Source organism: Streptomyces chromofuscus (assembly GCF_015160875.1).
GTDB classification, from domain to species: Bacteria; Actinomycetota; Actinomycetes; order Streptomycetales; family Streptomycetaceae; genus Streptomyces; species Streptomyces chromofuscus.
In genome coordinates this window covers 7,251,344-7,264,819 of the sequence record NZ_CP063374.1, presented here as the reverse complement: position 1 = coordinate 7,264,819, position 13,476 = coordinate 7,251,344, and the positions used below count along the sequence as shown (strand labels likewise).

The following is a 13,476-nucleotide window of genomic DNA, read 5'->3' as shown; positions in this document are numbered from 1 at the left end:
GACAGTGCCCGATGTTCCCGGCACGCAAGGCCGGCGTTCAGTCCCGTTCCGGCACCACGAACTCGCACCACACGCACTTGCCGCCGCCCCGCGCCTCCACGCCCCACACGTCGGCGAGGATGTCCACGAGGAGCAGGCCACGGCCCGAGACGCACGACTCGCCGGCCTCGCGCCGGCGGGGCAGGGCGCTGGAGGAGTCCTCGACCTCGACGCGCAGCCGGCGGTCGGTGTCGGACAGGACCCGCAGGGTGACGATCGCCGCGCCCTCGGTGTGCATCAGCGCGTTCGTGATCAGCTCGTCGGCGACGAGTTCGACCTCGTCGGAGCTGTCGGCGGCGCCCCAGGCGCGCACCGCGGCGCGGATCATGTGCCGGGCCTGCCGCAGGGCTTCCGGGTCGCCGGGCGCGACGTGCTGCTGGAGGCGGCCGCCGCTCTGCGGCGCGTCGATGCCGCGGCGGCGCAGCAGGAGCAGCGCCACGTCGTCGTCGCCGCCGCGCTCCTCGGCCACGTCGATGAGCGAGTCGGCGAGTTTCCACACGTCCTGCGGGCCGGAGGCGATGAGCGCGGTGAGGATCTGCATGCCGTCGTCGAGGTCGGCGCCGGGCTGTTCGACCAGGCCGTCGGTGCACAGGATCAGCGTGTGCCCGGGGTCCAGCTCGATGGTGCCGACGGGGTAGGCCAGCGACCCGAACTCGGCGGACAGGCCGAGCGGCAGGCCGCCCTGCACGGGGGCGCGGCGGCAGGTGCCGTCCGGCGCCCGGATCAGGGGATCGATGTGCCCGGCCCGCACGACCTGGACGACTCCGGTGGCGAGGTCGGCCTCGGCGTACAGGCAGGTCGCGAAGCGATCGGTGTCCAACTCGTGCAGGAAGACGGAGGCCCGGGCCATCACCGTGGCCGGCGTGTGGCCCTCGGCGGCGTACGCGCGCAGGACGATGCGCAGCTGACCCATCACGGCGGCGGCGTGCGTGTCGTGGCCCTGGACGTCGCCGATGACCGCGCCGACCCGGCCGCCCGGCAGCGGGATCAGGTCGTACCAGTCGCCGCCGATGTCCCGGCCGAGGGAGGCCGACCGGTAGCGGACGGCGACGTCGGCGCCCCGGACGCTGGGGATGGTGCGCGGCAGCATGGCCTGCTGCAGGCCGCCGGCGAGGTCCTTCTCCTGCTCGTAGAACATCGCGCGTTGCAGGCTCTGCGCGATGCTGCTGCCGAGGGCGACCAGGATGTTGCGTTCCTCGGTCGTGAAGCCGCGCCGGTCGTTGTAGAGCAGGCCCATCGCGCCGATGGGGCGGGCCTGGACGATGAGCGGCAGATAGGCGGCCGAGGTGATGTCGAGGTCGGTGATGTGCGGCCACAGGATCGGGTAGCCCTCGGCGAAGTCCTCGGGGGACTCGATGAAACGGGGGCTGAGCGTGCGCACGACCTCGCTCATCGGGTAGGGCTCGTTGATCCGGGTGAACTCGGTGCCGGGGACGAGGCTGCCCTCGGGACCCTCGGCGACCAGCCGGATGCGTCCGGCCTCGACCAGGCCCATGACCAGGCTGGTCGCGCCCAGGTGGGTGACGCCGTGGGTGTCCTTGAGGACGTCGATGACGTCCTGGACGGTCCGGGCGTTGGCGAGGGCGGCCGTGATGAGCTGCACGACGTTGGTCTGGTCGCGGCGGGCGGCCAGGTTCCACGCGGTCTGGTCGCGGCGGGCCGCGTACTCGTTGAGCTCGGTGGTGGCGTCGCGGACGATGCCGATGATCCGGCGCGGACGGCCGGTGTCGTCGCGGCGGATGTAGCCCTGGGTGTGGGTCCAGCGCAGGGTGCCGTCGCGGCGGCGGATGCGGAAGTAGGCGCCGTAGTTCTCGCTGCCGTCCTTGATGGCCTGGGCCACCAGGCTGTCCAGCCGCCGCCCTTCGGCCGACGGGACCCGCACGGTCAGGGACTCCGGGCGGCCGTCGTACTCGTCAGGGCTCAGGTCGAAGACTTCGTAGGCCTGGGCGTCCATGTGGAACAGACCGTTGTCCAGGTCCCAGTCGAAGCTGCCCATCTGGTTGAGCGCCAGGATCGGGTCCGGGTGGGCGGGCCAGTCGTCCGGGAGTGACAGGGCGCTCGCTCCCCGATCAACCATGGGCCCACCTTGCCAGGGTTTGACCGATTCTTCGACCGGATCAGCTCGGGGCGCTTACCGGATCTCGGGGGCTCCAGGGGTGTCCGGGGCATGGCGGGCGCCCTGGTCGACGGGTATCTCGGCCTCACCGGCGTCACCGAGGTCGCCCGCGTCACCGACGCCGCCCGTGTCGTCGCCGGCGTCCGGGTCGTCCGGGATCAGACCACCGCCGTCGGGCAGGTCGGGGTTCTCCGGGACGACCTCGGGGCCGATCTCCTCCGCCGGGGCGCCGGGCTCGACGGGCCGATCGGGCTCAACCGGCTGCTCGGGCTCAACGGGCTCGACGGGCTCGACGGGCTCGACGGCCTGGGGCTGTACAGGTTCGACCGGCTGGACGGGCCGATCGGGCTCAACCGGCTGCTCGGGCTCAACGGGCTCGACGGGCTGGGGCTGTACAGGTTCGACGGACTGGGGCTCGACGGGCTCCTGGTGCGCGGACTGGCCGGGCAGGGAGGGGGCCGTGCCCGCACCCTGCGACGGGAGGGAATTGGCGTCGCCCGCCGACTGCGCCGGGAGAGGAGTGGCGTCGCCCGCCGTAGGTGTGGGGAGAAGCGAGGCGGACTCGCCCGCCGTCGGCAGCATGACCGCGCCGGTCCCGGGCCTCTCCGGCGCCGGGGTCGTCGCCGCGCCGCCCACCACCGCCGCGGAAGCTCCGTCGGTCGGCAGGCCGCCGGACTCGGTCCCCTGCGGCCGTGAGGTCGACGGGCTCGGCCGGTCCGGCTGCCACTGGGGCCTGGGCAGGACCTTGTCGTGGCGGACGTCGTGCCCGATCCGCCGCTCGATCCAGGTGTGGTCGACGACGTCGAGGAGCGTGATGCCGGTGATCGCCCGGGGCGCCGGCGTCACCGTGACCACCTCGCCGGGTTGGTACCCGGCCCACGCCCGGCCGCGGCCGGCCGGTGTGCCCGGCACGACGGCGGGGACGTCGAGCGGGTTGCCGCAGGCGCAGCGGACCCGGGGCACGCCCCGGTCGTCCACGAGGACGGCGGTGCCCGCCTGGAGGACGGACTGGTGGCGCACGGCGCGGCCGTCGCGGTACCCGTGGTCGGTGACCCGGATGTCGGCGCGCAGTTCGGCCGAGGTGAGGCCGCGCAGGTAACCCGGGATCGACGCCCGGGAGACGCCGGCGGCCCGGGCGAAGGCCTGGGCCCGGTCCCGGTCGGCGTCGAGCAGGCGGATCTGGCGGTCGACGTCGCAACTGCCCGCCCGGACGCGGCCGCCGTAGAGGCCGGGGGTCCAGCCGAAGTAGGAGCGCACACCATTGAGGGGCGCCGCGGCGTTCGCGCCGGGGCGAGAGCCGGCCGCCGGGGCCGACCGCGGCGTTCGGGTGACGGAGGCCGGGGTGGCCGAGGAGGTGGCCGTGGAGTCCGTGAAGGGGTCCGGGCCCTGGTCATCGACCGGCTGGAGGAGAAGTTCCGGTTCCCCGCTCGTTCTCGTGCCCTTGCCACCGTCGGCGCCGCAGCCGGTGGCGAGCAGGGTCACCGAGAGGGCGCAGGCCGTGACGAGGGCTCCGGTGGGTATGCGCACCACGTACTCCGCATCGTCCGGGGCATTTCGCCACTATTGTCTGCTTCACTCGCTCGGGTCACGCAAGCGGAGGGTGCGGCCACCGACAGTGACTCCAGGGCTGGAGCGGAGCCCGCGGGGCGGCGCCAGAATGAAGGAGAGGAGCGCAGACCGTGGAGTGGTTCACCGCACCCGACTACTGGCTGACCCGGCTGGTCTTCCAGCGGGCCCTGGCGGCCGTCTACCTGGTCGCGTTCCTGACGGCGGCCCTGCAGTTCCGGGCGCTGATCGGGACACACGGCATGCTGCCGGTCCCACGCTTCACCCAGTCGGTGCCGTTCAAGCGGGCGCCCAGTCTCTTCCACCTCCACTACTCCGACCGCCTCTTCGCAGGGTGCGCGTGGGCGGGCTGCGCGGTGTCGGCGGCGCTGCTGGCGGGCGTGGACTCGCTGCTGCCGCTGTGGGCCGGGATACTCCTGTGGGCGCTGCCCTGGCTGCTGTACCTGTCGATCGTCAACGTCGGCCAGACGTGGTACTCGTTCGGCTGGGAGTCACTGCTTCTGGAGGTCGGCTTCCTCGCGGTGTTCCTCGGCAACGACGAGGTGGCGCCGCCGGTCGTGGTGCTGTTCCTGCTCCGCTGGATCCTGTTCCGGGTGGAGTTCGGCGCGGGCCTGATCAAGCTGCGCGGCGACGCCTGCTGGCGCAAGCTGACGTGCCTGGACTACCACCACGAGACCCAGCCGATGCCGGGCCCGCTGAGCTGGTTCTTCCACCATCTCCCCCGGCCGCTGCACCGGGTGGAGGTGGCCGCCAACCACATCACCCAACTGGTCGTGCCGGTGCTGCTGTTCACTCCGCAGCCGATCGCCACGGCCGCCGCCGCCCTGATGATCGTCACTCAGCTGTGGCTCGTCCTGTCCGGCAACTTCTCCTGGCTGAACTGGATCACCATCGTGCTCGCCCTCTCGGCGGTCCGGTTCCCCGCCGACGCGCCGTCGGTGCCCGACGCGCCGCTGTGGTACGTCGTCGTGGTCCTGGCCGTCGCCGCGCTGATCGCGTTCCTCAGCTACCGCCCGGTGACCAACATGATCTCCCGGCGCCAGGTCATGAACCGCTCCTTCGACCCGCTGCACCTGGTCAACACCTACGGCGCCTTCGGCAGCGTCAGCCGGGTGCGCTACGAGGTGGTCGTCGAGGGCACCGCCGACGCCGTGCCCCGGGAGGACTCCGACTGGCGGGAGTACGAGTTCAAGGGCAAGCCCGGTGATCCACGGCACTGGCCTCGGCAGTTCGCGCCCTACCATCTGCGGCTGGACTGGCTGATGTGGTTCGCGGCCCTGTCCCCGGCCTACGCGGGTTCGTGGTTCGGCGCGCTGGTGGAGCGGTTGCTGGAGAACGACCGCGACACCCTGAAGCTGCTGCGCCGCTCCCCGTTCCCGCCCGACGAGCCCCCGCGCTTCGTCCGGGCCCGCCTCTTCCGCTACCGCTACACGACGTGGCGGGAGCTGCGGGAGACGGGCGCCTGCTGGGACCGGACGTACGTACGGGAGTACCTGCCGCCGACCCGGCTGGCGGACGCCGCTCAGAAGTCGTAGCCGGGGTGGCGGACGCCGCTCAGAGAGCGTGGACGCGCGTGGCGGACGCCGTCCAAGGTCGTGGGCGCGCGTGGCGGACGCCGTCGGAGGTTCCTTGGTGGTGCGTGTCCACGGTCACGTCGGCCCCTTGTCGACGGGCAGGCGGGCCTCGGCGGGAAGCAGCCCCGTCGCCCGCAGCTCCTGCCAGAACGCCGCAGGCACGGGCGTGCAGAACTGCGCGGCGCAGTCGTCGACCTCGGCGGCCGAGCGAGCGCCGACCAGGACGTGCACGACGGCCGGGTGGGCGGCGCAGAAGGCGAGGGCGGCGGCACGCAGGGTCGTGCCGTGGCGGTCGGCGACCGCCTTCAGCCGCAGCGCACGGTCGAGCAACTCCTCGGGTACCGGGTGTAGTTGTACGTCGCTCCCGGACTCGGGTCCGCGAGCAGGCCGGAGTTGAAGGCGCCGCCGATCACCACGGCCGTGCCGCGTTCCCGGGCGGCGGGAAGGAGCTCGGTGAGGGCGCTCTGGTCGAGGAGGGTGTAGCGCCCGGCGCACAGCACGACGTCGACGTCGGTGTCGCGGACGAAACGGGTGAGCATCGCGGTCTGGTTCATGCCGGCGCCGATCGCGCCGACCACGCCCTCGGAGCGCAGCTTCTCCAGGGCCGGGTAGCCCTCGCGGAAGGCCTGTTCGGCGTGGTCGTCGGGGTCGTGCAGGTAGACGGTGTCGACGCGGTCGAGGCCGAGGCGTTCCAGGGAGGCGTCAAGGGTGCGGCGTATGCCGTCCGCGGTGAAGTCCCAGACGCGGCGCTGGGTGGCCGGGACCGCGAAGCCGTTGGCCCGGTCGTCGCCGGTGCCGTCGGCCGGTTCCAGGCGGCGGCCGACCTTGGTGGAGATCGTGTACGCGGCGCGGGGGTGCTCGCGCAGGGCCGCGCCCAGGCGTCGTTCGGACAGGCCGAGACCGTAGTGCGGGGCGGTGTCGAAGTGCCGGATGCCCTGCCGCCAGGCGGCGGTCACGGCGGCGTGCGCCTGCTCGTCGGAGATCGCGGTGTAGAGGTTGCCGATCCCGGCGGCGCCGAAGGCGAGCGGGGCCGCACCCGCCCGGGCGCCGCTCACCGCGGGTCCGCCGGTCGCGGGCGCGGGCCCCGCATGCCGCCGTCGACCGCCGGTGCCGTGCCGGTGGTCGCCCCGGACATCGGGCTCGCCAAGCAGGCGGTGGTGTGGGCGACTTCCGCTGCCGTGACGTCCAGCAGGCGGCTGGTCCACGGGGTGTCCGCGGTGCCGGGGTTGTCGCAGGTGACGCGGATGCCCCCGCGGACGTGGTCGGCGGCCATGGCGAGCGTGAGGGAGTACATCGCGCCCTTGGTGACGCTGTACCGCGCTCGCCGGGGCGGGCCCGCGGTGGCCGTGACGGAGCACGTGTTCACGATCGCCGCGGGGGACGACGCAGGCCGGTGCGGCAGGCAGGCACGGGCCGTGCGGATGTCGTAGGTGTCGACCGCGGTGACGCGAACGGCGGACGGGGACACGGGAGGCCTTTCGGTCGGTTGCGGGCAGCCGCGGCGGGTCGGTCCTGGGCGCGGCCGGAGGTCACCCGGGCGTCGGCGGCACCCGGGCTCCCGATACCGCCCTGCGCTGTCCGTGACGCTGCCGCAGGCGCCGTCCATTCCGCTGCGTCGCGTCGGCCATCTGCCGGCTCCTCGTGCCGTGCGATCGGAGCAGTCGTCGCCTATTTATCAGACGAGTCGGCGTCACAACAGCCTTGCGGCCGCTGCCTCGGCACCTTGACGGCGTAGCGGCCGGACCACCTGCCTGGCTGAGGCCCGCCCCGGACGGGGCCGGGACGGGTCCTCGCGACCCCGGGCGCGGCTATCCCCGTCGCAGCCGGAGCGTCACCAGCTCGAAGGGACGCAGGCGTACGGCGATCCGCCCGCCGTCGACCACGGGCGCGGCAGCCTGCGGCAGCGGGCGTTCCAGCAGGTCGGTCACCGCGACGCTGGTGACCTCGAAGCCCGCGGTGAGCGTGGCCCGGGCCCGCCCGCCGTGCGCCTCGTGGAAGCGGACGACCACATCGCCGCTGCCGTCGTCGGCCAGCTTGACCGCGGTGACGACGACGGCTTCCTGATCGACCGTCACCAGCGGCGCGACCTCGCCGGCGCCCGTCACCCGACGCTCCGGCAGGTTGATCCGCCAGCCCTCGCGCACCGCGTCGCCGATGTCCGCGCCGGGCACGAGGGCGTGCCGGAAGCGGTGGACGCCCTGGTCGGTCTCGGGGTCCGGGAAGCGCGGGGCGCGCAGCAGGGAGACGCGCACCGTGGTGGTCGTACCGCCGTCGCCGTCGGTGCGGACGCTGCGGGTGACGTCGTGGCCGTAGGTCGAGTCGTTGACGACGGCGACGCCCCAGCCGGGTTCCTCCAGGTGGACGAAGCGGTGGTTGCAGGCCTCGAACTTGGCCGCCTCCCACGAGGTGTTGGTGTGGGTCGGCCGGTGGAAGTGCCCGAACTGCGTCTCGGAGGCGTACCGTTCGGCGTGCACGTCGAGCGGGAAGGCCAGCTTGAGGAACTTCTCCGTCTCGTGCCAGTCCACCTCCGTGTCCAGCACCAGCCGTCGCTCTCCCGGCGGCAGGGACAGCACCTGGGTGACGTGCGAGGTGCCGAAGGACCGTACGATCCGCACCGACTCGCCGTCCTCACCCGCGGTGATCTCGTCGAGCCCGGTCAGGTCGGTGACGGTGTTGCGGTAGAACTCGTCGACGTCCCAGGCGTCCCACATGTTCGGGAAGTCGGGGTGCAGCTGGAGCAGGTTGGCCGCCCGGCCCGGCGCGACGGTCTCCCGGTCGGCCTCGATGTCGTAGGCGGAGACGACCAGGCCCCGGCCGTCGACCTCGACCCGCAGCAGGCCGTTGTCCAGGACGTATCCGCCCTCCTCGCGCCGGCGCACGGACACCTCGCCCTCGGCGGCCGGAGCACCGGCACCACCCGCGGGGACGCCGCGCCTGCTGTGCGGCGCCGCGTTGAAGACGAGTTCACGTCGCCCCTGACCCGCCAGCGCGCGCTGGGCCGCGTCGATGATGCCGTTCAGCTCGCCGGCGAGCCGCTCGTACGTCGCGCGCGCCTCGCGGTGCACCCAGGCGATGGACGAGCCGGGCAGGATGTCGTGGAACTGGTGCAGCAGCACCGTCTTCCAGATGCGGTCCAGTTCCTCGTAGGGGTACGGGAAGCCCGTCCGTACGGCGGCTGTCGCCGCCCACAGTTCGGCCTCGCGCAGCAGGTGTTCGCTGCGGCGGTTGCCCTGCTTGGTCTTCGCCTGGCTGGTGAGGGTGGCCCGGTGGAGTTCGAGGTAGAGCTCGCCGACCCAGACGGGCGGGTTCGGGTACTCGGCCTCGGCCTTGGCGAAGAAGGCCGCGGGGGTCTCCCACGCCACGGTCGCGGAGCCTTCGAGGTCGCGCAGCCGGGCCGCCTTGGCGACCATCTCGCGAGTGGTGCCGCCGCCTCCGTCGCCCCACCCGGTGGGCGCGAGGGAGTGGCGGGCGACGCCCTTGTCCTTGAAGTTGCGGGCCGCGTGGGCGATCTCGCTGCCCTTCATGGAGCAGTTGTAGGTGTCGACGGGCGGGAAGTGGGTGAAGATCCGCGTGCCGTCGATGCCCTCCCAGGTGAAGGTGTGGTGCGGGAACTTGTTGGTCTGCGACCAGGAGATCTTCTGCGTCAGGAGGTACTTGGAGCCGGCCGCCTTGATGATCTGCGGCAGTCCGGCGGCGAAGCCGAAGGTGTCCGGCAGCCAGGCCTCGTCGTTCTCGATGCCGAACTCGTCGAGGAAGAACCGCTTGCCGTGCACGAACTGCCGGGCCATCGCCTCCGAGCCCGGCATGTTGGTGTCCGACTCCACCCACATTCCGCCGGCCGGCACGAACCGGCCGTCCGCGACCGCCTTCTTCACCCTCGCCCACACCTCGGGCCGGTGCTCCTTCACCCACGCCCACTGCTGGGCCTGGGACATGGCGAACACGAAGTCCGGCTCGTCGTCCAGCAGGGCGGTCATGTTGGCGGTGGTGCGGGCCACCTTGCGGACGGTCTCGCGCAGCGGCCACAGCCACGCCGAGTCGATGTGGGCGTGGCCGACGGCGCTGACGCGGTGCGCCGAGGGGGCGGCGGGGGTGGTCAGGACGCCGGTGAGGCGGGCGCGCGCCTCGGCCGCCGTGCCGTTCACGTCCTGCAGGTCGATCGCGTCCAGCGCCCTCTCCACGGCCCGGACGATCTCGTAGCGCCGCGCCGCGTCGGCCGGCAGCTCGGCCATCAGCTCGCCGAGGACCTCCAGGTCGAGCACGAGCTGCCACACCGTCTCGTCGAAGACGGCGAGGTCCATGCGGGTGAGCGTGTACTGGGGCTCGCTGCCCGCGGTCTCCTTGTCGCCGAGCCGCGTGGGCACGAAGGGGTGGTAGTCGAGGATGACGGGGTTGGACGCGGCCTCGATGTGGAGCCGCACCTCCTCGCCGCCCGCGACGGGCGTGCCGACGCGCACCCACTGGTTGCGCGGGTTCAGGCCCTTCACCGGGGTGCCGTCGGGGCGGTAGACGAGGCCCTCGCACTGGAAGCCGGGCATGTTCTCGTCGAAGCCGAGATCGAGCAGCGCCTCGACGGTGCGGCCCGCCCAGGCCTCGGGCACGGTTCCCGTCACCCGGAACCAGCTGGTGCCCCAGGGAGCACCCCACTTGGCGCCGACCTCGATCGGCCCGGGCTCGGCCGCAAGGCCCTCGGCGACCGGGACCGGCTCGTCGGGGGCGTGCCACACCGCCACGTCGAGCGGCACGGACTCGGGGTACACGGCGGGGCGGATGCGTTCGTCGAGGACGCGCTTGAGGCGGGCTTCGACGAGGCTGCGGTCGTCATGCATGCGGGGTGCTCCGTAGCTCGGTGCGGATGATTTACCAGGGGTGGGTCACGGTGACAGGGGCCGACGACGTGTAGAGCTCCCCTACCGAGCGCACTTCGAACCGTGCCGTGCGCTCCCCCTGTTCGGGCGTCAGGCCGGCCGCGAAGTGGGCGAGCTGGCAGGTGCCGCCGAGGAAGCGCCGGGTGCCGTCGGGCAGCAGGCGGTGCAGGGTGTAGTGGCGTACGGCGCCGGGGGCGGCGTTCCAGGCGAAACGCAGGTCGCCGCCGGAGGCCGCGGTGATGCGCAGGCCGGTCGGGGCGGCCGGGGTCTCGGTGGTGGCGTCGCGCACGGCGAGCCCGCCGAGCCGCCAGCGGACCGGGCCGGTGCCGGACGGGGTGAGCCGGACGCCGAGCGCGCGGACGGTACCGGTGAGCCCGGTGAGCCGGGTTGTCAGCGCCTGCCAGCCGTTGACCGCGTTCACAGGCTCTATGTTGACGGGGTTCACAGGCAGAAACGTATACGGCGGTGTCGCACCCGGCGTACCCGGTTCCGCCGTGGCGACCGCCAGCTCGATATTCACGGCGCCGGCGTCGATCCGATGGGTCAGCTCGACGACCGTGTTCACACCGATCGGCAGCCATGTCGCGTACAGGTCGACGATCACCGGGGCGTCCAGGTCACCGTCGACCAGCACACTGCTTCCGCCTCGCCAGGCGTCCGCGAAGTCGAAGGAGACGGCCGGCCGACGACCCGGCGTGCGCACGACCCACTGCCGCGACGGCAGCCGGTCCTGGAGGCCGAGGTGGTTCCACGGCGCGTCCGAGGCGACCTCGCCGTCCTCGTACCAGCGCAGCCCGTGCCCGGTGTTGAACACGCTCGCGAACGGCACGGACGTCACCGTCGACCGGTCGGCGACCACCACGGCGGGCGCCCGCCAGGGGTCGTCGGCGTCCGGCCGTGAGGGGTCCAGCGACCGACCGGTCCAGAACCGGTCGTCGGCCGCGTGGAAGTCCTTCGGCGTGCGCGCGCCCGCGGGCAGGTGGTTGCGGGTCCACTCCGGCCGGTAGAAGCCGAGGGACACGGTGTGCGCGGAGTCGCGGGGCACGATCGCGTCCCAGTTCACGGCGGTGTTCGAGCCGTTCGACTCGACGTCGACGCCCGCCCACAGCTCGTAGCGGCTGCGGCCGAGCCGCTCGGCGCGCTGTCCCGACGAGGCCAGGCTGCTCGCCGACCACCGGAAGTCGACGAACATGTCGTCGGCGGCCCGGAAGAACGCCTCGTTCTGCGAGGTGAGCCCGCCCTGCCAGCTCACCGAGCCGCTCACGGTCATGGAGTCGTACCAGGTGACCCGCTGCCCCTCGGCCGCGGCGAGCGACTTCAGCTCGCGCAGGAAGCCCTGCATCGCGGTCGCCAGCGCCGCGTCCCCGCCGCCGGTCTCGGCGTTGACGAACCAGCCGTCGAAGCCGTACGCCTTCGCCACCGCGACCAGCTGCGCGGCCAGCGGATACCGGCCCGCGGAGTCCGTCTGCACCAGGTCCCGCGTCCACCGCAACTGCCCGCCGTAGGCGACCGGCGGCAGGAAGATGTTGCCGAGGACGCGCACGCCGTGCCGGTGGGCGGCGTCGACGATCGGCGCGTTGGGCGCGAGGATCAGGCCCTCGCCGGAGGAACCGCCCCAGAAGACCAGCTCGTCGACGTAGGCCCAGTGGGTCGGCGCGTAGTAGTCGGCGGTGGCGGAACCCTGCGAGGGGTTCGAGGACGTGGGCCCGAAGGACACCAGTGACTGGATGCGGGCCTGGTCGGTGCGGGCCGTCGGGTTCGCCGGAGTCGGGGTGAACCGGGCGGCGAGCGGCTCGCGCGCCGCGTTGAAGGCGAGGTCGGCGTCCTCGGCGGCGCGCCAGGCCTTCAGGCTGCGCCAGGTGATGCCGGCGCCCGGGGTGCCGGAGGGGAGGGAGTCCGGGTACCAGTAGGAGGCGTACGGCTGGAGCGCCGCCGCCCTGGGCCGGGGCGCGGCGGTCGCGGGCAGGGACGGGAGCAGGGCGGCGGTGGCGCCGGCGAGCAGGACGGTGCGTCGGGTGGGGTTCACGAGCGGGTGCCTCCGTGGGTACCTGGGGGGACGGGGAGTACCTGGTCGGGAGTGACGACTTCGGTGATGCCGCGCGCGGCGAGGTGGTCCTGGTCGTCCGCGCGCGTGTCGAGGACGGTGGTGGGGCGGGCGCCGTCGGCGACCAGCCGGAAGAAGGCGTCGAAGACGGGGCCGCCGGGTGCGCAGCGGGAGCGGACGGACGGGTCGGCGGGCACGACGAGCGCCGTGGTCCGCGCCGCCGGGGTCGCGGCGTGCTCACGGGCGGCGCGGGCCAGCACCAGCGCGGCGTCCTTGGGCCGCCGGTCGTTGGTCAGCAGGCCCAGCCCGTACTCGAGTTCCGGGAAGTCGGCGAGGCCGCGGGAGACGTCGTGCGAGCACCACCAGGTGATGCCCCACAGGTCGGGGCAGTCCAGGGTGTGCGTCACGGTCGCCTCGGTGAAGGCGGCGGCGTGCTCGGGCGGGACGAGCGGTGCGGGCGCGCCGACCTCCTGGAGCCAGACGGGCCGGTGCGGGTCGTTCGCCCAGGCCTTGCTGAGTTCGACGAGGTATTCGGCGTGGTGCTCGCTCGGGACGGAGGCGCGGCCGTGCCGCTGGGCGGTGCCGTTGAACACCCAGGAGTGCACGGCGGTCACCGCACCGTGCCGGGCGGCCTGGGCCGGCGTGAACGGCTGGTCGTCCTGGTACCAGGTGGCGTCGTACTCGGCGTGCAGGTGCAGCTTGCCGGGCGCCCCCTGCGCGCAGGCGGCCAGCATCCGCGTCAGCCACGCGTCGATCTGCTCCTCGGTGGCCCGGTCGGGGTCGGGGTGCGGGCCCGCGGCGAACTGGTTGACCTCGTTGCCCAGCGTGATGCCGAGGAAGTTGGGCCGGTCGGCGAGGGCGGCGGCCAGGGTGCGCAGGTAGGCCGCCTGGCCGTCGAGCACGTCGGGGTCGGTGAACAGGTTCCGCCGGTGCCAGGTGCGCGTCCAGGCCGGCAGGAAGTCGAAGCTGCTCAAGTGCCCTTGCAGACCGTCCACGTTGACGTCGAGGCCGCGTTCGGCGGCGGCGTCCACGAGCGCGACGAGCTGCTCCACGGCCCGGGGCCGGATCAGGGTGCGGTTGGGCTGGAAGTACGGCCACAGCGGGAAGACCCGCACGTGGTCGAGGCCGAGGGCGGCGATCGAGTCGAGGTCGGCGCGCACGGAGTCCAGGTCGAAGTCGAGCCAGTGGTGGAACCACCCTTCACTGGGGGTGTAGTTGACGCCGAAGCGCACGGCAGAAGACATGGAGGTCCCGGTGGTCGTGGTGCGG

General features: G+C 73.1%; 6 protein-coding genes and 2 pseudogenes. 1 reads left to right on the top strand and 7 read right to left on the bottom strand.

Annotated features, from left to right (window positions below; genetic code table 11):
* Positions 1 to 37: 37 nt before the first annotated feature.
* Both IPT68_RS32540 and IPT68_RS32535 read right to left on the bottom strand, forming a co-directional pair.
* Positions 38 to 2,116 carry a SpoIIE family protein phosphatase gene (locus IPT68_RS32540; RefSeq protein ID WP_194074034.1) on the bottom strand — a complete coding sequence of 693 codons (2,079 nt, stop codon included), beginning with the start codon at positions 2,114 to 2,116 and terminating at the stop codon, positions 38 to 40.
* A gap of 54 nt (positions 2,117 to 2,170) precedes the next feature.
* Positions 2,171 to 3,682, bottom strand: coding sequence for a DUF6777 domain-containing protein (locus tag IPT68_RS32535; protein ID WP_189700138.1), 1,512 nt, complete (start codon positions 3,680 to 3,682; stop codon positions 2,171 to 2,173).
* Between the two features lie 152 nt (positions 3,683 to 3,834).
* Between IPT68_RS32535 and IPT68_RS32530 the strand changes: the two genes are divergently transcribed.
* Positions 3,835 to 5,256 (top strand): lipase maturation factor family protein, encoded by a 1,422-nt coding sequence (locus tag IPT68_RS32530; protein ID WP_189700139.1) that lies wholly within the window; start codon positions 3,835 to 3,837, stop codon positions 5,254 to 5,256.
* A gap of 114 nt (positions 5,257 to 5,370) precedes the next feature.
* Here the strand turns inward: IPT68_RS32530 and IPT68_RS32525 are convergent.
* The 5 genes and pseudogenes from IPT68_RS32525 to IPT68_RS32505 form a co-directional block, all read right to left on the bottom strand.
* Positions 5,371 to 6,350 (bottom strand): annotated as a pseudogene (locus tag IPT68_RS32525) (aldo/keto reductase).
* Positions 6,347 to 6,718 (bottom strand): annotated as a pseudogene (locus tag IPT68_RS32520) (SDR family oxidoreductase); the annotation flags it as partial. The pseudogenes IPT68_RS32525 and IPT68_RS32520, both read right to left, overlap by 4 nt.
* 385 nt (positions 6,719 to 7,103) lie before the next feature.
* Positions 7,104 to 10,124, bottom strand: coding sequence for an alpha-mannosidase (locus IPT68_RS32515; protein WP_189700141.1), 3,021 nt, complete (start codon positions 10,122 to 10,124; stop codon positions 7,104 to 7,106).
* Between the two features lie 31 nt (positions 10,125 to 10,155).
* Positions 10,156 to 12,189: an endo-beta-N-acetylglucosaminidase gene (locus IPT68_RS32510; protein ID WP_189700142.1), complete on the bottom strand. Its 2,034-nt coding sequence runs from the start codon at positions 12,187 to 12,189 to the stop codon at positions 10,156 to 10,158.
* On the bottom strand, positions 12,186 to 13,451 hold the full coding sequence (locus IPT68_RS32505; RefSeq protein WP_189700143.1) for a glycoside hydrolase 5 family protein: 1,266 nt from the start codon (positions 13,449 to 13,451) through the stop codon (positions 12,186 to 12,188). Before IPT68_RS32505 ends, IPT68_RS32510 begins: the two co-directional genes overlap by 4 nt.
* Positions 13,452 to 13,476 lie beyond the last annotated feature (25 nt).